The 25522-nt window shown below is 41.2% G+C and carries 20 protein-coding genes; 16 read left to right on the top strand and 4 right to left on the bottom strand.

The window, feature by feature from the left end; translation table 11 throughout:
* Window positions 1-319: 319 nt before the first annotated feature.
* Window positions 320-1147 (bottom strand): class I SAM-dependent methyltransferase, encoded by an 828-nt coding sequence (locus U1I11_RS15145; protein ID WP_322906984.1) that lies wholly within the window; start codon window positions 1145-1147, stop codon window positions 320-322.
* Between the two features lie 228 nt (window positions 1148-1375).
* On the opposite strand from U1I11_RS15145, the gene U1I11_RS15140 reads away from it, so the two are divergent.
* Entirely contained in the window at window positions 1376-1696 is a 321-nt protein-coding gene (locus U1I11_RS15140; RefSeq protein ID WP_322906983.1) for a hypothetical protein, read from the top strand.
* A 93-nt stretch (window positions 1697-1789) separates the two neighbouring features.
* On the top strand, window positions 1790-2860 hold the full coding sequence (locus tag U1I11_RS15135) for a branched-chain amino acid aminotransferase (RefSeq protein WP_322906982.1): 1071 nt from the start codon (window positions 1790-1792) through the stop codon (window positions 2858-2860).
* A gap of 521 nt (window positions 2861-3381) precedes the next feature.
* Here U1I11_RS15135 and U1I11_RS15130 read toward each other — a convergent pair.
* The gene (locus tag U1I11_RS15130; RefSeq protein ID WP_322906981.1) at window positions 3382-4866 is read right to left on the bottom strand and encodes a cohesin domain-containing protein; all 1485 of its coding nucleotides are present in this window, start codon (window positions 4864-4866) and stop codon (window positions 3382-3384) included.
* 472 nt (window positions 4867-5338) lie between these two features.
* Complete coding sequence (locus tag U1I11_RS15125; protein WP_322906980.1) at window positions 5339-6238, bottom strand: helix-turn-helix domain-containing protein; 900 nt, start codon at window positions 6236-6238, stop codon at window positions 5339-5341.
* Between the two features lie 342 nt (window positions 6239-6580).
* On the opposite strand from U1I11_RS15125, the gene U1I11_RS15120 reads away from it, so the two are divergent.
* A complete protein-coding gene (locus tag U1I11_RS15120; protein WP_322906979.1) occupies window positions 6581-10732 on the top strand; it encodes a non-ribosomal peptide synthetase in 4152 nt (1383 codons plus the stop codon).
* Between the two features lie 62 nt (window positions 10733-10794).
* Here the strand turns inward: U1I11_RS15120 and U1I11_RS15115 are convergent, their stop codons facing one another.
* On the bottom strand, window positions 10795-11256 hold the full coding sequence (locus tag U1I11_RS15115; protein WP_322906978.1) for a DinB family protein: 462 nt from the start codon (window positions 11254-11256) through the stop codon (window positions 10795-10797).
* Window positions 11257-11409: 153 nt separating this feature from the next.
* Here U1I11_RS15115 and U1I11_RS15110 point away from each other — a divergent pair, with 153 nt between their 5' ends.
* The 13 genes from U1I11_RS15110 to U1I11_RS15050 all read left to right on the top strand — a co-directional run bounded on the left by U1I11_RS15110 (window position 11410) and on the right by U1I11_RS15050 (window position 25489).
* Complete coding sequence (locus U1I11_RS15110) at window positions 11410-11631, top strand: response regulator transcription factor (RefSeq protein ID WP_322906977.1); 222 nt, start codon at window positions 11410-11412, stop codon at window positions 11629-11631.
* A gap of 83 nt (window positions 11632-11714) precedes the next feature.
* Window positions 11715-12296, top strand: a complete 582-nt coding sequence (locus U1I11_RS15105) for a hypothetical protein (protein ID WP_322906976.1) — start codon at window positions 11715-11717, stop codon at window positions 12294-12296.
* A gap of 26 nt (window positions 12297-12322) precedes the next feature.
* The gene (locus U1I11_RS15100; protein ID WP_322906975.1) at window positions 12323-13339 is read left to right on the top strand and encodes a BtrH N-terminal domain-containing protein; all 1017 of its coding nucleotides are present in this window, start codon (window positions 12323-12325) and stop codon (window positions 13337-13339) included.
* Window positions 13340-13354: 15 nt separating this feature from the next.
* The gene (locus tag U1I11_RS15095) at window positions 13355-14806 is read left to right on the top strand and encodes an alkaline phosphatase family protein (RefSeq protein ID WP_322906974.1); all 1452 of its coding nucleotides are present in this window, start codon (window positions 13355-13357) and stop codon (window positions 14804-14806) included.
* Window positions 14807-14816: 10 nt separating this feature from the next.
* Window positions 14817-16163 carry a DegT/DnrJ/EryC1/StrS family aminotransferase gene (locus U1I11_RS15090; RefSeq protein WP_322906973.1) on the top strand — a complete coding sequence of 449 codons (1347 nt, stop codon included), beginning with the start codon at window positions 14817-14819 and terminating at the stop codon, window positions 16161-16163.
* Window position 16164: 1 nt separating this feature from the next.
* Window positions 16165-16986, top strand: a complete 822-nt coding sequence (locus tag U1I11_RS15085) for a transketolase (protein ID WP_322906972.1) — start codon at window positions 16165-16167, stop codon at window positions 16984-16986.
* Window positions 16987-16994: 8 nt separating this feature from the next.
* Window positions 16995-17969, top strand: a complete 975-nt coding sequence (locus tag U1I11_RS15080; RefSeq protein WP_322906971.1) for a transketolase family protein — start codon at window positions 16995-16997, stop codon at window positions 17967-17969.
* Between the two features lie 15 nt (window positions 17970-17984).
* A complete protein-coding gene (locus U1I11_RS15075) occupies window positions 17985-18146 on the top strand; it encodes a lysine biosynthesis protein LysW (protein ID WP_322906970.1) in 162 nt (53 codons plus the stop codon).
* A 3-nt stretch (window positions 18147-18149) separates the two neighbouring features.
* Window positions 18150-18998, top strand: coding sequence for a lysine biosynthesis protein LysX (gene lysX, locus U1I11_RS15070; RefSeq protein WP_322906969.1), 849 nt, complete (start codon window positions 18150-18152; stop codon window positions 18996-18998).
* Window positions 18995-20020: an N-acetyl-gamma-glutamyl-phosphate reductase gene (argC, locus tag U1I11_RS15065; RefSeq protein ID WP_322906968.1), complete on the top strand. Its 1026-nt coding sequence runs from the start codon at window positions 18995-18997 to the stop codon at window positions 20018-20020. The genes lysX and argC overlap by 4 nt, the downstream gene beginning before the upstream one ends.
* A 27-nt stretch (window positions 20021-20047) precedes the next feature.
* Window positions 20048-21169: an acyl-CoA dehydrogenase family protein gene (locus U1I11_RS15060; protein ID WP_322906967.1), complete on the top strand. Its 1122-nt coding sequence runs from the start codon at window positions 20048-20050 to the stop codon at window positions 21167-21169.
* 7 nt (window positions 21170-21176) lie between these two features.
* Window positions 21177-22190 carry an acyl-CoA dehydrogenase gene (locus U1I11_RS15055; RefSeq protein WP_322906966.1) on the top strand — a complete coding sequence of 338 codons (1014 nt, stop codon included), beginning with the start codon at window positions 21177-21179 and terminating at the stop codon, window positions 22188-22190.
* Window positions 22187-25489, top strand: a complete 3303-nt coding sequence (locus U1I11_RS15050) for a non-ribosomal peptide synthetase (RefSeq protein WP_322906965.1) — start codon at window positions 22187-22189, stop codon at window positions 25487-25489. Before U1I11_RS15055 ends, U1I11_RS15050 begins: the two co-directional genes overlap by 4 nt.
* The last annotated feature ends 33 nt before the right edge of the window (window positions 25490-25522 follow it).

Genomic DNA, 25522 nt, shown 5'->3' with positions numbered 1-25522 from the left:
GTGAAGCGAAGTATCGTATAACGACAAAACTGTGTCTGTACAGAACAGCAACTACATGAAGCTGGCTGCGCCATAACAGAAGTCGATCACCTAACAATGATCACCATTCATATAGCGAACTTTAGTGTATAAACTATGCCTTTATTTGAATCAAATGCTGCACAAATTCAGATAAAGCGCCATCCCTTTTTTGTGCAAAATAGCTATAATGTTGGCTGGCGCGTGAATGCAAACGTACACGTCCTAGTTTAACGATTCGTGCCCAGCCATTCACTACTAAAGCAAATGCCGAAGGCTACGATAGCCTTCGGCATTTGTATTATTTAATCCCCAACCGCATCCGGTAACTAAACAGCACATTCACGATGCCGCCCCGGAAAAAATCATCCGCCATCGCTTTAAGCACTCCAATCTCGGATTCCAGATGCTCGGCGACAGTGCCTAGCTTAAGTGCGGCTTGAATACCGCCCTGACTGAGCCATAGACCGACATAACGCTCGGCACTGCATGGTTCGGTATGGTGAAAGACGATCTCGCGTACAAAGCGAAAATGCCCGCTCTGCTCTAGTGTATGCAGATGAGTCGCTTTGTCGCGTCTAACCGATGCCTGTTCAGGGTCACCGTATTGTTCCAGCAACCGTTCCGACAAGTTGGACAGATGATAATATTCGCGTTCCAATTGCCAGTTCAGCACCGGCGGCCAATCACAATCATAAGCGGCGAAAATGCCGCCATCGGTCAATACGCGCTGCACTTCCTGCAATGTGCTAACCGGTTCCATCCAGTGGAAACATTGCGAACAGGTCACGATATCGACGCTGGTATCAGCCGCAGGCAGCTCATTGGAATATGCTTGCTGAAACGACATGCCTGCTACAGGCTGTTGTTCCAGTTTCGCTTGTGCTTGCCCCAGCATATCCGTATTGGCATCGACACCGATAATCTCCGCTGCTTTGCCAGCCCAGATCATCGTCGATAACCCGGTTCCACAGCCAACATCGAGCACCCGTTGTGGACGTTTTTGCAAATAATTGGTCAGCAGATCGGTTACAAGTAGCGGTGGCTGCGGCCGATTACGATCATACAGTTCATGAAATCCGTTAAAACGATTAATGTTTGGCAACGAATTATTATCGGGAATGTTCATTGCGCATTGCTCCCTTCGATTGGTGATGAATCATCGTGCTACAAATTAAATATAACTATTCCATTGTGATTATGTAGAATGAAATTATCAATTTCAAGAGGTGAATCATTTGAACGATGATTTCTATCATATGGCTGTAACAATGTGGACAGATGCCAATATCCTCTACAGATCGGAAGCCCAAAAAAGCTGGTTTAATACATGCTATCTTGTTGGCTATGTGTTGGAATGTTATGGGAAATTGTTATTGGTGTTAGCGGATCACAGCTTCGAGTAGACGATTTATTTGAAGAATATGAAGAATACACAAATATATTCAGAAACTTAAAAAATGTGCTTTCCAGCTTTCCTGCCAATGAAGATGAACTGAAAGACGCCTTACGCAATTGCGGAGTGCCATTGCATTCGGAACAAACGATGATTGATGAACTGGTTAACATCGGCGTTATGAAGTCATATCAAAGAAAGAAAAATAATCCGGTACCGTACCACATTCCAGATATCTTTTTGATCGGTTTAGGGCTTACGCGCAGAGGCTTACATAAATGATTATTATGCTTTGACCCTTTGCCACTGTGCAAGAAAGTGATATGATTTAATGAATTCATAATTAATTAGGACTATCGGTAAGGAGACATGGCGATGAGTATCGAGATCAAGATCGAAAAGACAACTGCACCAAAAGAGAAGCCTGCTACACAGGGGCTCGTATTCGGCAGCAAATTTACGGATCATATGTTCATTCTGGATTATGAACATGGCAAAGGCTGGCACGATGCCCGTATCGTACCGTATCAGAACATTAGCCTTGATCCAGCTGCCAAAGTATTCCACTATGGCCAGACGATTTTTGAAGGGCTGAAAGCGTATCTTGCTGCAGACGGACGTATTCTGATGTTCCGTCCAACGAAAAATATTGAGCGTCTCAATCTGTCCAATGAGCGTTTAAGCATTCCGGAACTCGATCCAGAGTTGGCGCTGGAAGCGCTACGTCAATTGATTCTGCTTGACAAAGATTGGATTCCAGAAGGCGAAGGCACATCACTGTATGTACGTCCATTTGTGATTGCGACTGAGCCTGCGCTAGGTGTTGCTCCATCGCTCAAATACAAATTTATGATCATTTTGTCCCCGGTCGCTGCCTACTATGCAGAAGGCATCAATCCGGTCAAAATTTACGTTGAATCCAAATACGTACGCGCCGTGCCAGGTGGAGTAGGGATGGCAAAAACCGCTGGTAACTACGCAGCCGGTCTGAAAGCACAAGAAGGCGCAACCGAACTCGGTTACTCCCAAGTGCTGTGGCTAGATGGCGTGCATCGTAAATATATCGAAGAAGTGGGCAGTATGAACGTGTTTTTCAAAATCGATGGCACGGTCGTCACTCCTGCGCTAAACGGCAGCATCTTGAACGGGATTACCCGCGATTCGATCATCCAATTGCTTAAACATTGGGAGATTCCAGTAGAAGAACGTCTGTTATCGATCGATGAGCTGGAGGAAGCGCATAAAGCCGGTACATTGGAAGAAGCATTTGGCACTGGCACCGCTGCTGTCATCTCGCCAATGGGCGAACTGAACTGGCAAGGCGAGAAAATGGTCATTAACGAAGGCAAAACCGGCGCATTGTCGGCAAAGCTGTATGAGACATTAACCGGCATCCAAAAAGGCGTGGAACAAGACCCATTTGGCTGGACGCTGGAAGTGAAGTAAGCAGTCCAACGTAACTGGAATAGATAAATCAAACAACCTGTCCGCTCAGCATAACTGTTGAGGTGACAGGTTGTTTGGCTTAGGATTATACATTTACGAAGGAATAAAGCGAACATTCATAATATGGGACAAACCGGACAATAGTCAGTGGAATCAGGCGTTTTTCACGGGTTTGACAGCGGCTGTTGAGTATGAGTTTGGGTGAAGTTCGTACGCTATTATGCACAAAAAAGAGCCAGCCGCTGCGAGACGACTGACTCTTTTTACTCGGTAAATCATGACATAGCCTAAACGGTTAAACAGCTATACGGCTGGCATACATCGAAGTTTAAGTATATCCTCTACACGAGCCGTTTGACTTGTGTCCGTAAAACTACTGGCGACCGAGTTGCCAGCATGCGCAAACCTTAGCAACCAACCCGACCACCGAGTAGGCTGTCTTAAATAAAAACGAAGTTTGAACATAACTCAACATGTTCATGATCAAGCGATGATGCGATCAACATACTTCGCAGCTTCCCTTATTTGTTCGGCGTGTACGCTTTGTTTTGCATAATTTGGTTGACGATATAGGTTAGGTCATCGTCACCGATTTTGTTGTCTTCGGTTTGGTCAGCATCATACAAATCTTTGTTCGTATCGGTTGCACTTAGACCGAAGTAGAATGCATCCAGCGACAGATCAAGCAGTGTATACTGACCTGATCTATCTACGTCCAAAAAACGGGGTGCTTCAATCAGTACTGTATCTTCCAGTACGTTGGCGGTTTCCAGATCGACTTCTTGGGTCGTATCCGCGATCCGTGCTTTCAGGGCATCGATTTTGGCGCTACCGGCAGCGATCGCTTTGAATTTCAATTTAACGATCGTTTGGTTACCGGTAATGGCAAATGATTTCCCTTGGCTAGCGACGATAAAGCGTAGTGCGCCTGGTGTCGTTTTGGTTTCGTTATACACTTTGTAGCCGGTCACTTCTTCATAGCCCGCGTATTCGACGAGTGTTGGATCATAGCTAAGGGAGAAGTCTTCGGCATAGATGTTGTTTACGTTTTTCAGTGCAATATTGGCGGTGAAAGTGTCACCGACTTTAATGCTGTCTGGATCGATGACAACGTCCAGCAGTGCACGTGGAGCTTCAAATGTGATACTGGCTGTGTTAGAAGCTGCACTTGTTGCGTATGAGTCGGCAGAATTGAAAGCTTTTACAATGTAATAGTAAGTATTTCCGGCTTGAACAGATGTATCGGTAAACGTTACATCTGAAATAGCTTTGGCGATTTCTGTAAATGGACCATTAGCATAGACCGAACGGGATACCGTATAATTGGTTGCTGTGTTGGCAGCGTCCCAAGTTAAAATGGCTGTATTATTTTTAGCTGTGACCGCCAGATTAGTCGGTGCTGATGGAGCAGTAGCCTCGTTAATGCGAACATAATCAATGCTTGCAGTTGAATTTCTTACAATATTGTCCATCTCGAACTGTTTACCATTAGCTACCTTTGTTGATAGGATACCGCTTTTGACCGCTACACCATCTTTAAAGATGATAAAGTTTTTATCTGCCTTGTAGATGACTCGCCATTCATGGTCACCAGTCGTATCAACGGTAATTTGTTGCCATGAACTACCATCTCGAATAGAGATGCCTTTTTTAAGCCAATTGTCCATATCTTTTTGAATATAACCAATTTTGATTAACCCGAGGTCTAATTGAGCAGCACTATTGGCACCAGTAGCACTGATATTGTAACGTGTTACAAATTCATAATCTTTCGTATTATCATATGTCCAGGTCGTCCATTCCGCAGTGTAAGCTCCTGAGAAAGCAGCAGTGGAAGTAGTATCGTTATTAGTATCACTCCAAATGCCGTTGGAAACACTCCCTCTTTTAAATGGATTGCTATTCATCTCATTGCTAATAAGCGATTTTGCCGACGCCGTGTGAAAAGCAAGTGTCATACTGACGAGCAACATACTGCACAAACCTAAAAACAGTTTCATTTTCATGCTTAATAAAACCCCTTTTGCTTTATATTTGAGCCATGTAAAAGAACATGGGGACTCACCTACATTAATGTTGGCTAGATTAGCGAATATAGGTTGTTTACAGTAGCTGTTCATACTGTAATCTTAGTGGCTTCGTGCCATTGTTTACTTTGTTCATGATGATGCGTTAAAACATATAATCTGTATAAAACTCGATAAGGTGATGCTAATGAAACATTAATGAATGGCGTAAATGTAATGTTTAACTGTGCTTACACGGTGATTCTATGTACTTTTTGCTTGGTAATTGGCTTCCCTTTTCTTTTATCGGATGTAAGATTCGATAAGTGAATACTAAAGATGTTTTAATTTTAAATTTTATGATGTTTTGGAGGGGGATGTGCTTATTTCAAGTAAAAGGGAGTGTTGGTTGATTGCTATGTAGAGCGAGGACGATTTTTGGCACAAATCGATTAATGACAGTAGCAGCCAGCTATTTAAGCTGATTGTTTGCTTGTAACGCGCTTATTTCTTGAAGTTGTTGATCGGTTATATGAACATAGTTTTCTTTATCGTACTCTTGAAAAATATAACGTGCTTTTTTAAATAAACTTTCCGCCTCCGCAAAAAAATATTGTGACTTTTTAATAAATGCTTTCTGATAAAACAGTTCCCCATACAAATAACTACTGTTCTCTCGCTTACAATTTACAATAGCTGCATCGCAGTATTTCTCGGCAGTACAATAATCGCCCATTTGTGTGTACGTTTTACTCAGATTATACAGCAATTTACTATACAATTTAGGGTCAGTCACCACCTCTAATTGTTCATACAATTTCTTGGCTTCATAAAATAAAATTAAAGCTTGGGAAAATTGCTTTTCTTCACATTTAAGGATGGCATAACTATTCAAAATATGTATATCTTGTTGGGTTTTACAAAAGGATTGTTTAAACGCTAAAGCTTGTTCAATATAGTGCTGGGCTAATGGCGTATTTTTAGAAATATAAAATTCAAAAATACTTTTATGCCACAATATAAATTGCTTTTCTTCAATTCCTTGAAAAGAAGGATTGTGTTCGTATTTTTTAATCGTTGTATTCATTTTTATATATTCTTTTTGCTGCACATATTCTCGAAGTTGTACTTTTACAAGTTGGACTAAATTATATTCAGGTATGTTAATGCGTTCCATAAAATAAGCAGGATGAATGCCTAATTTATCAGAGATGGACAATAAGGTGTAAATACAAGGAATAACTTTGCCATTCTCAATATGGCTAATTTCCGATTGACTACATATTCCATCTGCCAGCTCGCGCTGACTAAAACCGGTCGATTGCCGTAGTGATTTTAACAGCTTTCCGATTCTGTTTGCGATATGATCCATTTGTTCATCCCTCCTGAATATGATTATTTTAATCACTATAAAGGAGACTGGAAGGAAAATAAAGTAATTTAATGAAAAACATTATATTTATTGTCGTTATTAGAAATTTTAAGTCTATTTTTTTATACTATAATCTTCGTAATATTTAAATTTAAAGAAAAGGAGCCGGTAATGAAGCTAATCACAATCGTATCTCCTATTTTTTCCATGTTGGATTTAAGTTCTGATTTGAATGTAGCTGAGTCGTCTCATCCCGGTAAGGATTGTTTTACTCCGATTATTGCTATTGCACAATTGCCTTACGAGCATTAAATATTAGCAATTCAAGTGAGGAGAGAGAAAATGAGAACGATTGAACTACTTGAACAACTAAAAAAGCATAATATCAAATTTCGGTTACAAAATGATGAGCTTTATTATGAAGGTCAGTTACCGGAAAGGTTAAAAACCGATTTTGTCGAACATAAACAACATATTTTACATGCATTACAAAAGATTGAGCATAAAAACAATCGTTCTTCGATTCAGCCCTACCCTAAACCGAGCAGAATTCCACTCTCATTTGCCCAATATAGATTATGGTTTATTGAACAGCTCCAACCAGGAGACACTTCGTACAATATACAAGACGCTCGTCGAATAACAGGTAAACTCCATATTGAAATGCTACATCAAGCCCTTTATGAAATTGTATTGCGACAAGAAAGTTTAAGAACAACGTTTCACGAACATGAAGGTGAGCCTTTTCAACAAATTAACAATGATGTCCATTATTCCACTCAATTGATAGACCTAAGGGAGATGGGCAAGCATGAACAAGAACAAATGATCAAAAAAGTAATGAAAGAAGATTTACTTAAACCATTTGATTTTACCGATTGTTTATTCCGTACCACGATTATGCAACTGAATGAATTGGAACATATTCTCATTATGTCGATGCATCATATTATATCGGATGGATGGTCAATGGGGATTTTATTTAAAGAATTACAATTTTACTATCGATTTTTTGAGGAGCATGTAACAGAGCCGCTACCGCCGTTGAACATTCAATATGCTGATTATGCGCTATGGGAGCAAGAACAATTAAAGCACAAACAACTGGAACAGAAATTAAATTTTTGGAAAGACCATTTACAACATGCACCTGGATTAATTGAGTTGCCGCATGATTTGCCCAGAAAAACGGACGTGAAAAGCAAAGGAGCATCGTATACGTTTGTATTGCCAGAACAATTGTCGACATCGTTGGAACATATTTGCAAACAGCAGCATGCTACGATTTTTATGGGCTTATTTGCCTTATACAATGTTCTGCTTTACCGATATACACAGCAAAAAGATTTGATCGTCGGTACGATAACCGCTAATCGTGAGCTGGCTGAAATTGAGAATATAATCGGTTTTTTTGTGAATACGTTACCAATTCGAACGGAAGTCAAAGAAGATAGTTCATTCACACAATTGTTGGAACAGGTCAGAGATGCTTGCCTGCAAGCTTATAATCATCAAGAAGTTCCGTTTGAAATGATCGTTGACGAAATTAATCCTGATCGTAATCTAAGCTATACACCTTTGATCCAAACGATCTGTATTATGCAAAATCAAACCGTCCAAGGCGATCTTTCGCTGTCCAAGTTACAAGTTGAACCGATTGAAATTGAGTATGATCTTATCAAATTTGATCTATCGTTAGTCTTTTCCAAAAGCGCAAACTTGATTTCTTGTTATGTAGGCTATAATAAACAACTTTTCACCGAGCACAGAATAAAAGAGATGATGGACAGTTTTGTTCATTTACTAGGTGCGATCATACGAAATTCTGATCAAACCATTTCCAAATTAGCGATGATGTCGGAACAACAGCGAGCTACGCTAATTAAAATGGGACAAGCGAAAATAAAACGTACCGATAACATCTGTATTCATGAGTGGTTTGAACAGCAGGTGCACCAAAATCCGTCTCATACAGCCGTTAAATTCGAGCATGAGCAATTAACGTATGCCGATTTGAACAAACGTGCCAATCGGTTGGCGCATTTTATAATTGAACAAGGAAGTTTGCCTGGAGAAAAGATCGGTATTTGTTTGGAGCGATCACTCGACATGATCATCAGTATACTGGCTGTATTAAAAGCGGGTGGCACTTATGTACCTATCGATCCTCGTTATCCGGAACAGCGCAAACAATACATTGTGGACGATAGTCAAATTAAAACGCTAATTACGAGCTCAGCTATGGAACAAGCGTCACTGCATGCGTCGATACATTGCATTTTTGTAGAAGCGGAATGTATACAACAGCAAACAAGTGATAATATGGCGATCCCGATCGCCAGTGACCAGTTAGCCTATATTATTTATACTTCCGGAACGACAGGCAATCCAAAAGGCGTTATGATTTCGCATGCTAATGTCGTTCGGTTGTTCCAAAGTACCGAGCAGTGGTTTCAATTTAATGATCAAGATAAATGGACGCAATTTCATTCCTTTGCATTTGATTTCTCGGTTTGGGAAATATGGGGTGCTTTATTTTATGGAGGTCAGCTTGTTGTTGTGCCTTATTGGATAAGCCGCTCAACAGACGAGTTTTATCAATTGGTCGTGTCGGAGCAAATAACAGTACTTAATCAAACACCATCTGCTTTTTATCAATTTATTAAAGCTGAAGCAGATCGGCAGCACACATTGCATTTACGATATGTTGTCTTTGGTGGGGAAGCGCTAGAACCGCAGCGATTGCATGAATGGTTGGAGAAACATGGAGATAGGCAGCCAAAGCTAATTAATATGTACGGTATTACCGAAACTACCGTCCATGTAACGTATCGTCAAATTTGCAAAAACGACAATCAGCATAGCATGATTGGGGAGAAAATTCCGGATTTGGAGTTGTATGTACTTGATCCGTTTCTGGAACCTGTTCTGCCGGGCGTGACAGGAGAAATGTATGTAGGCGGGGCGGGGGTAGCACAAGGGTATTTGAATCTACCCGATTTGACCGGTCAGAAATTTATTGCCCATCCATTTGCTACACCTCGTAACGATCACGAGCGCTTATACCGAACCGGTGATTTGGCAAGGTACAACAACGAGTATGATCTGGAATATAGGGGGCGACAAGATGATCAAGTGAAAATACGTGGTTATCGTATCGAGTTGGGCGAAATACAGCGAAATTTGGAATCCCATCATGCCGTATTGCAATCGTTAATTACAGTATATGAAAATGTGCAAGGAGATAAAGGATTAGTCGCTTATTATACGGTGAACAATAATGCGATGGTAACAGAAGAACAACTGAAAATGTATTTGAAATCCATTTTACCGAGCCACTTTATTCCTGATTGGTTTATGGAAGTAAACGAATTCGTATTAAACCAAAATGGCAAAATAGATAAAAAAAGTTTGCCGACATTACAAAACAAACAAACAACCGCAAAACATATCGTCGAGCCAACTACATCGACCGAGATGATGATGCAATCGATTTGGATGAATATTTTGGGCATTGAACGTATAGGCACGCTGGATAACTTTTTTGATATGGGGGGGAATTCGTTTAATGCGGTTCGTTTAATACGAAGAATAGAAAAAGAATGTAATGTTAGACTGCCGATCTCATTCATTTTTCAGTTCCCAACCATTTATGATATGAGTTTAGCGATCGATCAAAAAATGACCGGCAGCACCAAAGATATTTTGGTGCAATTTCGACAGGGCGCTAGTAATTCGGTGCTATCTTTTGTGCATCCGATTGGAGGGAACCTTTTTTGTTACCAGCAGTTGATAACGTTGTTACCTGATCGTATGACGATTTACGGCTTTGAAGCGCCTGGTTTACATGATCATCAAGCAGCTATAAGTTCAATTCAACAACTAGCAGAGACGTATAATAACGAGTTGATAAGCAGACAGAGTGAGCATAGCACTCTTGTAGGCTGGTCGATGGGTGGGGTTATCGCCTATGAAATGGGATTACAGCTATATTATAAAACAGGCATCGCGCCACCTATTATAATGATAGACTGCTGGAGCAGCAATATGGGCAGCCCGGCAATTTCACAGCAAGCAGCATTACGACATTTTGGTGAAGATTTATTGAGGAGTTTGAAAATACGAGTATCGGTCAAGCAATTAGAAGAAATTGCAATGGAGGCAGAGCCTTTTCAACAATGGGTGAACATGATCAAACACAATAAGGAAGGATTTAGCGATATCGATACGGAGCAACTGAAAAACCGCTTTAAAATTTATACAGCTAATTTACAAGCATTATCGACATACAAACCGATGCAAAAATATCCGGGTCATATTACGTTGCTTCGTGCTGATGCCGTTGCAAACGGGGACGACACACTAGGCTGGGCAGACTGGTCTGAACATGATGTGAATGTGATCTCCATACGCGGCGATCATTATACGATATTGGAGGAACCTGGCTTATCTCAAATTGCGCGTAGTATTAAGGAATACAGCAGTGAATTTTGATCCGGTAGGAGAGGGGGGAAATGGCACAGTTAGCCGTCCATTTCCCCCTCCACTCAGATGACTTAGCTTACGCCTTGTTCAGGATTCCAGCTTTGTTGCTGTTTACGGATTTGCACGATTTGTCCAATATGATAAGCCATATGCTGTGTGATATTACTAAGCTCTTTCGCCCAGTCGTTTAGTTGTTCCTCTGATGTTGCTTGAATATCTTCTTTCCAGCGCGTCATAATCGCATCCAAATCTTTGATGGTATCTTCCCAAGACGATAAAGCATGAAATGTATCATTATTGTGAGCAGGATTTAATTCAGGATGAGGTGTCTCACCGTTGAATTTGGCTAAATATTCCTGGTTGTAATAAATGAGATGACTCATAATGCCGTGAATACTGTTGGTGCTTTCATTCGCTTTCCAGCTAGCTTCATCTTCAGACAGTCCTTTTAGTGCCTGTTTTAGGCTCACAAACCAACCGCTTTCATCATAATTAGCAGAAAATTGATCTAAAAATATCTCTTTTACTGTCATCCTATCACTCTCCCTAACACAATTTAATACTACCTATTCCATATAACTCTACTGATGCCTGTTAAAACATTTTTATCCATTATATGGATTTTATGCTCAGTTCATGACCAACTTAGAAGGTAGAAATAATTCGAGTAAAGGTGGAGATACATCATGAAGCCAAATGCCAAACAGGAATATAATTTAACGTTACGTGAACATCAAGTGTTAAATTTATTAGTCGAAGGTTTTAATCACCGAGAAATTGCGAATACATTATCTATCAGTTGTCATACTTCACGTGAATATATCGCACGGATTTACTCTAAACTTCATGTATCTAATCGGGTGCAATGTGTCATCAAAGCAATAAAAATAAATAGCGAAAATAGATAATAAACCCCTCAATTGCGTAATGGCAAACGGTTCAATTCTCTCTACAATGATGTACAACGCATAATAAAAAGGAGTGAACATTATTGTCCAGTTATTCGATTGAGAATTTAAATAAAAATCAGCATCAAATTGTTGATTTGTCTACTCACTTCAATAATGATGCGATCAGTTATGCTAGCAATTTAGCGGATGGAAGGTTTAATGTTTGGTGGAATACATTTCCTGCTGAAGAACTGCCGGACAGTCATACCGTAATTGAAATACAAGGGGTCCCTTTTTTGTTTCCTGCCAAAGAAGATGGCGAAATGAACAATTTGATTGCAGCAGAACAAATTATTGATGTACAAGCAGGAAACTATGATTGGATTTATATGCTGGCAGCTGGGGAACGGCGAGCGGAAGATACGGTTTATTTGCATTATACGAATGGAGAAGTGGATCAAGAGTGGATTCGGATTTCCGATTTCTGGCCTGGTGAATCGGTGTTTGGAGAGTTAGTCGGAATTCGTACCCAAAATATGCACTATCCTAATCATATTCAACGCGATCATCAGCCGACTATTTGGCTTCAGCGTATTCCTGTCACTAGAATTAACGCCCAATTAAATAAAATCTCACTTCCTTTTAATAAATCGATTCATATTTTTGCCATGACGATGATGTAGTTGCCAAATTAAACGGAGGTGGAATAATGAAGTCGATATTGGAGCCAGTTGAAATATGGAGACATGATTTGACGAGTTGTCTACAAGATAGTATCGCGACTGCTCTCATTCATGCAGGCATAGAACCACTGCCTGTGCTGGGCGCTCGGTGGAACTTTTATTATGAAAAAGGCGATTATCGGAGAGAAGAATATTACTATCCCTGTCAGGACAAAAATAATCCGGCAGAGTCGTTAAGTGCTTACTTTCCAGTACATACTCACTGGAACACGCCCAAAGATGAACAAGAGGCATGGGAACAGTTACAGGCTAAAATTCAGGAAGGCAAACCGGTTATTGTCGCAGTCGATAATTATTATTTACCTTTTCGACCCGCTTATCAAGATGTGCATACGAATCATCTGATTGTAGTGTATGGCATCGATACAGAGCAGGAAATTGTATATGTACTGGACAATAAGCCGCCGCAATTTAAAGGTGCGATTCCAATCGAAACGCTACGGCAAGCAAGAAACTCGTTAAATCCAGGCAGTGATCGGAGTCTATACTTTTATACCGATAACCCGATTGAAAACAGATGGTTAGATGTTGTGATTGAGAACTTTGTCGCTGAGCCGAACGAAGACTGGGTCAAACAAGTGATTAGCAAAAATTTGGAGGCATGGTCTGCAAGTTCAGAAGATGACACTTGGCTAGGCATTGATGGTATTGAACGATTATTGGCACAATTGCATACTCGCAGTTTGCTTAATGATCCTAATGCGATGGACGAACTGTATGTCGTCGGGTGGACGATTCAACAGCAGACAAGCTTGCATGGCGATTTTTTGATTTTTATAGGCAATAAACTGAATGTATTAAAGATTGTGGAAGTTGGACGAGACGTGAATCGGCTCGCTCATGCTTGGTCAAACTTAAGAATGTTAGGCGCTCATCATCGAGCATGTGGAAGTGAAATATCGAACCGGCTGGAAGAAGCCAGCTTACAATTAGTTTTAGAATACAGAAAAGTTCTCCAAAAAATGAAATCCATTATTTCATAAAATAGGAGTGTTAATTTGGGAAAATTAATTGTGATTGGTTTGGACGGATTAAGTGCGGAATGGGTCAATGCGTGGCAAGAACAATTGCCTAATCTTAAATATATGATGGATCGAGGCATTTCAGGAACGCTGAAAAGCATAACACAGCCGGTTACGCCGGCAGCCTGGACGTCGATCATAACCGGTCAAGATCAAGGGCATTTTGGATTTACTGATTTTATTTATCGCAAAAGCCGTGCTTATACGGATATTGGGTTTGTTCATTCCAAAAAAATCAATACGGCGACTATTTTTAAGCTAGTATCGGAACATCATAAAAAGGCGTGGTCCATCGGTGTTCCGATTTCTTATCCACCCGTGGAAATTAAAGACGGCGGTAGTCTCGCCTGCTTTATGGCTCCTAATCATACAGGTAAAATCACTTCTCCGCCAGCGTTCAAAGATGAGCTTACTCATTTCTTAGCTAGTCCGCTCGTGTTAGATGTAACGATCGACGAACATGATGTGGACTATATGGAGCTTAAACATAAGATTCATGCTATGGATCAGCAACGGTTTGATATTTTAGCTTATGTTATGGAGCAAAAAGAATGGGACCTTATCTTTGGTGTCTGTATGGGAACGGATCGAATCGGTCATTATTATGTGGAGTTCCAAGAGGAAAGCCATGAGCGATATGATGCCAACAATGCGTATAAAACAGCGATCAAAGATCACTATCAATACTGCGATCATCGCCTTGGCGAAGTGCTTAAACAGTTGGATGACGACTGCAATCTAATCGTGCTGAGCGATCATGGGATGCAGCAGTTGGATGCCAAATTCAATATTAATGATTGGTTGATTGAACGAGGCTATTTAGTGTTGCAACAACCGCTTCAAGGAACAAGCGGTCTGTTTCAAGCACCGATTGATTGGGGGAAATCATGCGCCTGGGCTTCCGGCTATGGAGGTCAAATTTATTTCAATACGCAAATCAGAAATGAACATGGTTTTATTGCTGAACATGAACTGGATGGATATATCGATAAAATGGCGGCTGAACTGCAAACTTATTTTGACGAACTTTCCATTGAACTGGAACTGTATACAGCGGATGAACTTTTCTCTGGCGAGCATAAGCAAGATTGTCCACATCTATGCTTGAAAATAAATGACTACAAAATACTGACCTCTGATCGCATTGGACATACCGAATTCATCACCTCGATTAAAGAGTTAGGACGTGATGGAGGGGCTCATTCAGCGGATGGCTTTATCGCGATGGTCGGCCCCGATATTCCTGCTGCTGGCACGTTTGACGATATGAACATTTACGATGTAGCCCCCTCGATCCTTGATCTTTTACATGTACCGAAGCCGCTAGATTGGGAAGGCAGAATTCTCCACGCTATCGGCGAAAACGTATATACAGATGCCGAAGAAGCGGAATTGACCAATCGATTGAAAGCACTCTATCTCGATTAAGGAGGCTAATATGAATAAATTAGCTATATTAGGTGGAGAAACTTCAGTGCCGGTCAATCTCAGAAAAGTGGAATGGCCGTTAATTACCGAAGCGGATGAACAAGCTGTGTTCAGAGCGCTGAAAAGTGGAAAACTGACCGCGATGGCAGCGGGTGAAGAAGAAGTTAGCGGTCTGGAACAAGAATGGGCAGACTATATCGGCGCTAAACATTGTGTGGCTGTATCCAATGGAACGACTGCGTTACATCTGGCTTTAAGTGCACTCGATTTGCAGCCTGGGGATGAAGTGCTCGTTCCGGCATTAAGCTTTATCGCGTCAGCGATTGCACCGTTGTATCACCTGCTGATTCCGGTATTTGTTGATATTGATCCGATCACATTTAATATGGATATTGAAGATTTGAAAGCGAAAATAAGCAAGCGCTCGAAAGCTGTCATCGTTGTGCATCTGCATGGGTTGCCGGCAGAGATGGACGAAATTATGCAGCTTTCAAAGCAGTTTCAGCTTAAAGTGATCGAAGATGCGGCTCAAGCGCATGGAGCTCAATATAAAGGCAAGTTTGTCGGTACGATCGGGCATATCGGAACTTTCAGTTTAAATGTTAGCAAAAACTTGCCGACGTGTGGTGAAGGTGGACTAGTGACTACGAATGATCCACACTTATACGATTCGATGCTGATGAATCGGCAGTTTGGAGAACGGGTTGAGCCTGGCAAGAAGCGAGAATATGTGCATCAAACGCTAGGATGGAATTATAAATTAAGTTCGATTCAAGCAGCGTTTACAAGAAGTCAGTTGCAAAGATTCGATCATGACCAGCAACAGCGACATGACAATGTAACGTCATTTCTTAATCGTATCGCAGCACTTCCAGGTATGATCGTTCCCGGTCATCAGCCGGATCGTACGCATAGCTGGCATATTTTGAGAATAAGATTTGATCCTGCGGCAGCGGGATTGTACGAACTTAGTCCGGGGCAGTTTTGCATAGTATTAAAAAAAGCACTTCTTGCTGAAGGCGTACCTTTATCCGAGTATCAGCAAGTTCCTCTGCAAGGTCATCAAGTGTTTCAAGAGAAAAAAGGCTATGGACAAAGTTATCCGTGGGCGTTATCCAGCCAACCGTACAATTATGATATTTACGATACGCCGCATACATTGCAAGTTATTGAGGACTCGCTTACATTGCAGAAAATGCATCTAAATCCTCAAAGTGCTCCATTGCTCCAATGTTATGCTGAAGCATTTGAAAAAGTGCTTGCTCAACTGGAGCTTCTGCAGGATATAGGGAAAAACATTCCGAATATCCCGCCCTGGCAAAAATTTGTGAAAACTGAAATTTCAGAGGTGTATTGAGATGAGCCATTCACCTTTAAAAATCGCTTATAACATGAGAAATCATATTTTAAAAATGGCTACTCAGCAAAATGGTGCCCATATAGGCGGTTCTCTCTCATCGGCGGATATTTTGGCAGTTTTGTTTTTCCATGTGTTGTCGCTTCGTCCAGATGAACCGGATTGGGTAGGGCGAGATTATTTTATTTTGAGCAAAGGACATGCCAGTGCTGCTTATTACGCTGTTTTGGCGGAAAAAGGTTTTATTTCCACCGAAGAACTGGATACGTATTGTCAGCCTGGCAGCAGATTGGCTGGTCATCCCAAAAAGGGGCTGCCCGGATTAGAGTTTCCTACAGGTTCATTAGGACATGGGTTATCGCTCGGGGCAGGCACAGCTTTGGCTTTACAGCGGGATGGCAAAGCGAATCAAGTATATGTATTGATGGGGGATGGGGAGTTACAGGAAGGAAGCATATGGGAAGCAGCGATGTTTGCCGCTCACCATAAATTAGGCAATCTGATTGGAATTGTTGATAAAAATAAATTACAGATTAGCGGCAGCACAAACGAAGTGATGAATATCGATCCGTTGATCCAAAAATGGGAAGCTTTTGGCTGGAACGTTAAGGAGGTAGACGGTCATTCCATTGCGGAATTAACCGAAACGTTTGATCAGCTTCCGTTGGAAACCGACGCTCCTTGCTTAATTATTGCGAATACGATTAAAGCTAAAGGAATTTCATTTATGGAAAACAATAAAAAATCACATTTTGTGAAATTTAATGCCGCCCTTTATAAAAAAGCACACAGGGAATTGGTTGCGACAGGAGAGGAGGAATAAACATTTTATTGAACCCGATCGTATCGAAACCGCTGACGGAATGGAGAGCAAAGTACAAAGGCTCTGCACGTGAAGTATGCAGACAAAGGCTGCTTGAATTAGCGAGCGACAATGCGGACATTTACTGTTTGGACAGCGATATGGGTGGACTGGAAACTTCGTTTGGCGCGATCTTACCGGATCAATATGTTCAAGTAGGAATTGCCGAAGCGAATATGATGACGTTAGCAGCAGCATTGGCGGCGCAGGGCAAGCTTCCGTTTGTACACACGATGGCTACTTTTGCCGCTACGCGCGCTTGTGAGCAGATTAAGATCGATATTGCTTACAATAATCTGCCGGTGAAGATCGTAGCGAGTCATGCCGGTATATCTGCCGGTTATCTGGGCCCTACTCATCATGCGTTGGAAGATATCGCGATTATGCGCGCACTTCCTAATATGACAGTCATTGTACCGGTGGATTGTTATGAAGCGAGTCTTGTGATGGAGGAAGCCGTTCATATGGCTGGGCCGGTTTATATACGACTTGGCAGAGAGCAGGAAAATAATATTTATGAACATGAATATCATTGGAAAGCAGGCACATCGGTCACTTTAAAAGAAGGGCATGATGTTACGATCATTGCCGCAGGAGCGATACCGGTGGAAATTGCTCTGCAAGCCGAACAGTTGCTGCAATTGCGAGGCATTAGTACAAGGGTCATTAATATGCATACGATTAAACCTCTTGATCAAGTGGCGATTGTAAAGGCAGCGCGTGAGACACAACTTTTAATTACAGTGGAAGAACATAATACGATCGGTGGATTAGGCAGTGCCGTTACAGAAGTGACCGCAGAAGCTCATCCGATACAAGTAATTCGGATGGGGTTTAAGGATATATTTTGCGAAGTTGTTGGCAATCATCGAGAGCTGTACGAAAAATACAACTTTACAGTGGAAAATGTCATCTCACAAGTCATCCATCATCTACATGATTAAAGGAGGAGTTTGATTATGAATTGTCCAGAATGTGATGCTACAGTAAGTCTGCCGGAAGATACGCGCGTGAATGAGGTTGTAACATGTGAGGCTTGTCAGACGGAGTTGGAGGTATTAAGCACGACGCCTGTTATTGTTGCGGTTGCTCCAGAAATTGAAGAAGATTGGGGCGAATAATCGTTGACTACACATGCTGTGTTTGCATCAAAAATTAGAAAAGAAGAAAAAGACATATTTCTGGCACTGGAACGAAGACAAATCCCCTATGAATATGTCGATAGCAGTAAAATTGGTTTTCACCTGCATGAAAACCGCACACAATCGTATCGCAATGTATTAAATCGGTGCATATCCGCTTATGCGGGCTTGTATGCGATGCAGTGCTTTGAGCGATTAGGCATCAAAACAATCAATCACAGCTCTGTCATCGATACGTGTATGGATAAGCTGAAAACTTCCGTTATATTAACTAAACATCATATTCCGGTACCGAAAACAGGGGTTGCATTTGATTGTGATTCCGCATTACATGTCATCGAAGAAATCGGATATCCGGTCGTGATTAAACCTTTAGTAGGCTCATGGGGCAGATTGTTGGCTAAAGTGAATGATCGTGATGCTGCCGAATGTATTTTGGAACATAAAAAAACACTCGGTTCTCCAATCCACGGTATATTTTATATCCAACAGTTCATTGAAAAGCCGGAACGTGATATCCGCATTCTGATCGCTAATCATCAGATTGTTGGTGGCATGTACAGAAGATCAGATCATTGGATCACCAATACAGCCAAACAGGCGGTTCCTGAACGTTGTGAGCTTGATGATACGATGATTACGCTTGCGCAACAAGCTGCCCATGCGGTTGGCGGCGGTTTGCTTGCCGTTGATTTGATCGAAAATAAGCATGGTGAAATGTGGGTCAATGAAATTAATCCGACGATGGAATTCAAAGGATTCGAACAAGCTACCGGCATCAATGTAGCGGATCATATTGTAGATTATATGATTAAGGAGTGTGATTCATGAACGTAGCCGTGATCGGCGCTTCTGGATATATCGGTGGAGAGTTACTGCGATTATTGTTGACACACCCTTATGTAAACGTTATCGCCGCAACGTCCAATCGGTTTAAAGGGGAACAACTGTCCACAATTCATCCTAATTTGCGAGGCTATACTGAATTAAAGTTTAGCGATCATCAGCAAGTTCCTAATTGTGATGTGTTGTTTTTATGTTTACCGCATGGAATATCGATGCAGCATATTGATGAATACAGTCAAAAAGCCCATTATATTATCGATTTAAGTTCAGATTTCCGGCTGAAAAACAGGAATGACTATGCCAAATGGTATAAAAAAGATCATATGAAGCCAGAATGGACGGAACAGTTCGTGTCAGGTATTCCCGAATTTTACCGAGCAAGCATTCAACAAGCACGCTATATTGCTGTTCCTGGTTGTATGGCGAATGCAAGTTTACTGGCGCTGCTTCCTTTGCACAAAGAAGGGGTTTTATCGGCTCATAAAGTTATTGTAGACGCTAAAACAGGGTCAAGCGGATCAGGTGCCAGTCCTAATTTATCCAATTTGCATGCTCAACGATCAGGGGTAATGCGGATTTTTAAACCTCTCGGTCATCGTCATGAAGCAGAGTTGCAGCAAGAAATAGACAGGCAATTTCAGTTTTCAGTCACAAGTGTCGAACTGGTGCGAGGGATACAAGTGATCGCTCATGTGACTTTCAATGAATGCTACCAAGACAAAGACCTATGGAAAATGTATCGTAAATATTATGAGCATGAGCCTTTTGTAAGGGTCATTAAACAGAAAAAAGGTCTGTATCGATACCCTGAACCGAAAATATTAGCCGGTACGAATTATTGTGATATCGGGTTTGCACTTAGTGATGATGGGCAAAGCGCCGTCATTATTTCCGCTATCGATAATTTGGTTAAAGGTGGAGCAGGCAATGCGGTACAGTCGCTTAATATTATCGGTGGCTGGGAAGAAAAAGCGGGATTGAACTTTATGGGCTTGCATCCGATCTAAGTATGTACAGCTGAGGAGGAGCCACTTTTGAATTCTATATTTACTGCGGAACATAGACAGTTTAGAGCAGAAGTAAGAGCATTGATCGACCATTATGATGGATATAGTACAACCGATTTAACGAATGATTATCCTTACCGTGAACTGTATCGGCAGTTAGGACGGCGTGGATGGCTAGCCATCAATTGGCCGATCCAATATGGCGGGTTGGCAAAAAGTACGATTGAAGCAGCGATTATTACGGAAGAACTGGGGTTAAGCAATTTTGCTGACCGCCCTCATAATTTGACGATCGATATTGCGGGTCAATTTTTGTTGCTTGAAGGAAGTCAGGAATTGAAACATAAATATTTGCCGGACATGGCACGTGGGACATCCTTTTTCAGCATTTTATATTCCGAACGGCAAGCAGGTTCGGATTTGGCGGCTTTAACTACACATGCCCAATATAAGCAGTCAGATGGTGTTTACCGCATATACGGCAGTAAAATTTACAATATGTATTCCGATAAAAGCGATTTTGCGATATGTGCTGTCAAAACGAAGGCAGGGGTTTCTAAATATGATGGAATTTCGCTCTTTGTTATTCCTTTAAAGCATCCGAACGTATCGATTAACGTTTTGCCGACCATTAGTGAAGAACAATTTTGTGAAGTGATTTTGGATGGGGTCGAAGTATCGGAAAAAGAATTAATCGGCGTGTTGCATAAAGGCTGGTCTTTATTAAACAAAGCATTGATGGTTGAACGAACAGGGCTTGATTTTAATATCAAAATCCGCAGATGGCTTCATATTATTCGTGACCAATTGATGCTGTTAACGGTACAAGACGAGCGTATTTTGAACGAGCTTGTACAATTGGAATTAAAAGCTGTAGCCGGTCAATTCATGTCATGGTCGACGATATATAAAAATAATCAGCATGTATTTGATGAACAACAATCGGCAATGTCCAAATTTTATAACAGTGAATTAGCGAAAGAAGTATATGAATTGATTTTGCATATGATGACTGGAGCAGCCAAAGATCATACGCATCTGCTGAAAACATTCGATAGCATATTGCGAGAAATTCCGGGCTTAACGCTGGCAGCAGGAACATCAGAAATTATGCTACACATTATCTCGTCTTCGTTTGCAAAGGTATAGGGGGAATATGATGAAGATTCTTCTAACAGAGGAAGAACGCATGATTAAAAATATGTTCAGAACGATCATGCAAGAAAATCATCAGGAACAAGCGGATATTTCTTGGGATACGCTCATCGCAACCGGCGCATTTGAGATGACATTGCCTGCCTATTTGGATGGGGAGGATTTGGAATTTGGCGTGGAAATTTTGCTGGCTGAACTGCTCGGCGAGCATGCTTCGTCCACTTTATTTTTTGACTCTATATTCGGTTTTGAATTACTGGAAGCACATTATCAAGCCCAAACGCCCCGAGAACTGATTGGAAAAAAGATTGGTATCGTTCCTGCCGATTCGTTGCGCATGAAAGTGAATAAGAGCACAGTAGACGTTGCTGGCACGAGCGAATATATCGCTTTTGCAGATCAGGCTGATTATTTCTTGTTCATCGATGCTACTCAATATGTAGTGCTGAAAACGTCCGAATTGAATCCAGCGAGCTATAAATTCGTGCAAAACAAGTATATGGGAGAAGCGTATTGTTATGATCTGGTATTGCATACAGGCAGTTTACCTATATTTCTGGCAGGACAGCTCGATGTGAATATATACCATCATCATATGATGAAAGCTTTATTAAGGTATTGCGCCTATTTTACAGGTGCTTGTGAACGCATGATTTATACAACGATTCATTATACTGCACAACGGCAGCAATTTGGCAAACCGATTATACAATTCCAAACGATCTCGCATCGGTTAGCAGCTTTGAAGGCGGAGACGATCGCTTTGAATAAACTGGTCATTCATGCTGCCTTCAACGTTAATGAAGATGAATTGTTATGGAGGAACATCAAATCATTATTCCAAATGACTCAACAACAAGCCCACAAAACAGTAAAGGAATGTATGCAATTTCATGGTGCTTACGGAATGACTGCGCAATCGATCATATCGCTGTTTTATCGGCGGATGATGGTGAATTCGTTGCTGTGGTCTAAATTGCCGCTGCAAATATTGGAAAGGAGTTATGTCATATGACTTATGAACATGGATCAGATCAAAAAAAGAAATTAGCCGCCTTTTTGCAAAAAAGAATGAGCAAAATGGATGAGCAGGCGATCCCTAACCGAGAGCCCAATTTGCCAGTGCCGTTATCGTTTGCTCAACAAAGACTATGGTTTTTCGATCAACTTTCTCCAGGCAATGTGGCGTATAATGATCCATTGATTTTTGAAATTCAAGGCACGATTGATGCAGCTGTTCTTGAAGCTTCCATCAATACGATCATTCAGCGCCATGAATCTTTGCGAACAACGTTTGAAACGGATGCGCAGGGAGAACCTATTCAAGTCATTAAAAGTCAACTGGAATTAACATTCAAGCATCAAAATCTAACGTCGGTTGCGGTAGAACAGCAGGAGGCGTACATTAGACAGCAATTTGATGAAGAAGCTTTATTGCCATTTGAATTGGACAAAGGGCCATTAATTCGGATCGGTCTGATTAAGGCAGGTGAGCAAAAACATTTCTTACAGGTGACCCTTCATCATATCGTATTTGATGGTTGGACATTAACTAACTTTTTAAAAGAATTGAAAGTCATTTATGAGGCTAAAATCTCCAATCAAATGATTCCGCTAGCTGAGTTATCGATACAATATCCCGACTTTGCAGTCTGGCAGCGGAAACAATTTCAAGGCAATCGTATGGAAAACCAGCATCATTACTGGCGTGAGCAATTGCAAGGTGCAAATACGATTTTGGAATTGCCTGCGGATGAATCCCGTCCTAATCAGTGGTCATTTGATGGTGATAATGAACGACTGATGTTGAACAAAGACATAGTGAACAACATTCAACAATTAAGTAAGCAGGAAAATGTTACGCAATTTATAACATTATTTAGCCTGTTTGCAATACTTATGTATAAATATACAGAACAAGAAGACCTGATCATCGGCTTTGCTAATGCCAATCGTAACAAAGTTGAGATTGAGCCATTGATCGGCTTTTTCGTAAATATGTTGCCTATTCGTACGAAATTTGATAGCAATATGAATTTCTATGATGTGTTGGAACAGGTACGCATCCATACGTTAGGGGCGATGGCGAATCAAGATATTCCATTTGAACAATTGGTGAAAATGACGAATGTACAGCGAGACGCCAGCCGTTCGCCGCTCGTTCAAGTGACGTTTTCGTTGCAAACGGCAAGTCATATTCCGAGCACATTGCATGAAGCTTCTTTTGAATTGGTAGAATATGTAATTCCAACTTCAAAGTTTGATATTAGCATGGATTTATCTGTACATGAAGACGGATTATTAATTTTTTGCAGCTATAATAAACGCATTTTCAAAAAAGCAAAAATCCAAACGCTGCTACAGCATTTTGAACATTTAGCACACACATTAATAGCACATCCGCGCCGCCCAATCTCGGAAGTTCCTTTGTTATCGAGTGCAGAACAACAACATCTTATTTCTACATTTGGCAAAAACGAAAAAGACTATGCCAGTCGTGGCAAATCCATTCATCACATATTTGCCGACATTTGCGTGCAATATCCAGACAAAATGGCTTTGAAATATAAAGATACGTATTTGTCTTATCAGCAGTTAGATGCCCTTTCCAATCAGGTCGCTCATTTTATTGCTGCTCATAATGATTCCAATCAACCTGTCGGCATATGTATGGATCGCTCGCTCGAGATGATTGTAGGTTTGTTAGGCATATTAAAATCCGGTTCCGCTTATGTGCCGATTGATTCCAGCTATCCTGTCGATCGTATCCATCGCATCATTCATGATGCAAAAGTCAATGTGATTCTCACATCCAACCAGCACGCCTCCACATTCGATTCCAATACGAATCAAGTGATTATTTATGACGAACAACAGCTTGAAAAGTATGCTGCTGCCCCTATCGATTATTCATTAAATGAAGCTAAGCTTGCGTATATTATTTTCACTTCTGGCTCTACAGGCACGCCCAAAGGTGTCAAAATCGGGCATGATGCGGTCGTTAACTTTACGTCTGCTTGTATCGATATGATGGACATTACCCCACAAGATCATATTTTACAATTTGCTTCGTTAAGTTTTGATGTGTCTGTATTTGAGATTTTTGCTGCATTGCTGTCTGGTGCTTCATTGTATTTAGATGACAAAGAAACGCTGATGCAGGCGGATTTGCTAACGAAAATTATGGTGGACAATCAGATTTCGATCGTCGATTTGCCGCCGGTTATGCTTACTTATTTGGATGCTGCCGCATTTCCGGCATTACGGTTGATGTTTATCGGTACAGAAGCTTTTTCAGGAGAGCTGGTCAACCGCTGGAAAACTACGACGCGCAGATTTATTAATGCGTATGGCCCGACTGAAGCAACATGTGCCGTTACGTTTGAGGAGTGTGAGGGGAACTACAAGTTTTCCCCACCGATTGGCAAACCGATGCCAAACCAAGAACTGTATGTTTTAAATAAACATAGACAGCTTGTGCCGATCGGCGTACCGGGTGAGTTATACATTAGCGGTGTCGGATTAGCGCAGGGCTATATTAATCAAGAGCAGTTAAATGAACAATTATTCGTGCCGAATCCGTATTCCACCACATTCCCGCGCATGTACAAAACGGGAGATTTAGTCAAATGGCTACCCAATGGCAGTTTGGAGTATTTGGGCAGAATCGATAATCAGGTGAAAATTAAAGGATTTCGGATTGAACTAGGTGAGATTGCGGCGGTTTTATACAAACATGAGCACATCCAAAACGTTCATATCACCGTGAGAGAAGACTTACCGAGCGGTAAAGGACTAGTTGCTTATCTGGTTGGTGTAGATCATGTGCCGAATTTGCCAGGGAAAAGTGAATTGCGCAATTATTTGGCACGCGATTTGCCGAACTATATGATTCCGCAATATTTTGAATATATCGAAGCTTTGCCACTCAATGCCAGCGGTAAAGTAGATGCCAAACAATTGCCGATTCCCGATTTTAATAAAAAAAATGACGCTGAATACAGTCAACCAACGACCCAAATAGAAAAAGAAATTGCGACGATGTATGAAACGATACTCGGGATCAAAGCGGTCGCAATCGATGAAAGCTTTTTCGATCTTGGTGGAGACTCCTTGCAGGCAACACAGTTAATATCCCGGCTCAAAAATCTGTTCCAAATCGATATTCCGTTGCAGGTGTTATTCGTTAATCCTAATATCGCTGACTTGATTCATGCACTCAAAGAAATTGAACCCGAGATTGAAGAACATTTGGAACTGCTATCCATATTGGAGGAGATGTCCGAAGATGATGTGAAAAGTTTGCTTCAATAATAGCGGAAGCCGGTTCGCCAACAATTTGCATAG

The sequence above is a fragment of the Paenibacillus campi genome (assembly GCF_034659835.1).
GTDB lineage: Bacteria > Bacillota > Bacilli > Paenibacillales > Paenibacillaceae > Saccharibacillus > Saccharibacillus campi.
This window is presented reverse-complemented; position numbering and strand designations above follow the sequence as displayed.

Coding starts and splice junctions, on each gene's coding strand:
- U1I11_RS15145 (WP_322906984.1), bottom strand. CDS start 1,147: ATGAACATTCCCGATAATAATTCGTTGCCAAACATTAATCGTTTTAAC.
- U1I11_RS15140 (WP_322906983.1), top strand. CDS start 1,376: ATGTTATGGGAAATTGTTATTGGTGTTAGCGGATCACAGCTTCGAGTA.
- U1I11_RS15135 (WP_322906982.1), top strand. CDS start 1,790: ATGAGTATCGAGATCAAGATCGAAAAGACAACTGCACCAAAAGAGAAG.
- U1I11_RS15130 (WP_322906981.1), bottom strand. CDS start 4,866: ATGAAAATGAAACTGTTTTTAGGTTTGTGCAGTATGTTGCTCGTCAGT.
- U1I11_RS15125 (WP_322906980.1), bottom strand. CDS start 6,238: ATGGATCATATCGCAAACAGAATCGGAAAGCTGTTAAAATCACTACGG.
- U1I11_RS15120 (WP_322906979.1), top strand. CDS start 6,581: ATGAGAACGATTGAACTACTTGAACAACTAAAAAAGCATAATATCAAA.
- U1I11_RS15115 (WP_322906978.1), bottom strand. CDS start 11,256: ATGACAGTAAAAGAGATATTTTTAGATCAATTTTCTGCTAATTATGAT.
- U1I11_RS15110 (WP_322906977.1), top strand. CDS start 11,410: ATGAAGCCAAATGCCAAACAGGAATATAATTTAACGTTACGTGAACAT.
- U1I11_RS15100 (WP_322906975.1), top strand. CDS start 12,323: ATGAAGTCGATATTGGAGCCAGTTGAAATATGGAGACATGATTTGACG.
- U1I11_RS15090 (WP_322906973.1), top strand. CDS start 14,817: ATGAATAAATTAGCTATATTAGGTGGAGAAACTTCAGTGCCGGTCAAT.
- U1I11_RS15085 (WP_322906972.1), top strand. CDS start 16,165: ATGAGCCATTCACCTTTAAAAATCGCTTATAACATGAGAAATCATATT.
- U1I11_RS15075 (WP_322906970.1), top strand. CDS start 17,985: ATGAATTGTCCAGAATGTGATGCTACAGTAAGTCTGCCGGAAGATACG.
- argC (WP_322906968.1), top strand. CDS start 18,995: ATGAACGTAGCCGTGATCGGCGCTTCTGGATATATCGGTGGAGAGTTA.
- U1I11_RS15055 (WP_322906966.1), top strand. CDS start 21,177: ATGATGAAGATTCTTCTAACAGAGGAAGAACGCATGATTAAAAATATG.
- U1I11_RS15050 (WP_322906965.1), top strand. CDS start 22,187: ATGACTTATGAACATGGATCAGATCAAAAAAAGAAATTAGCCGCCTTT.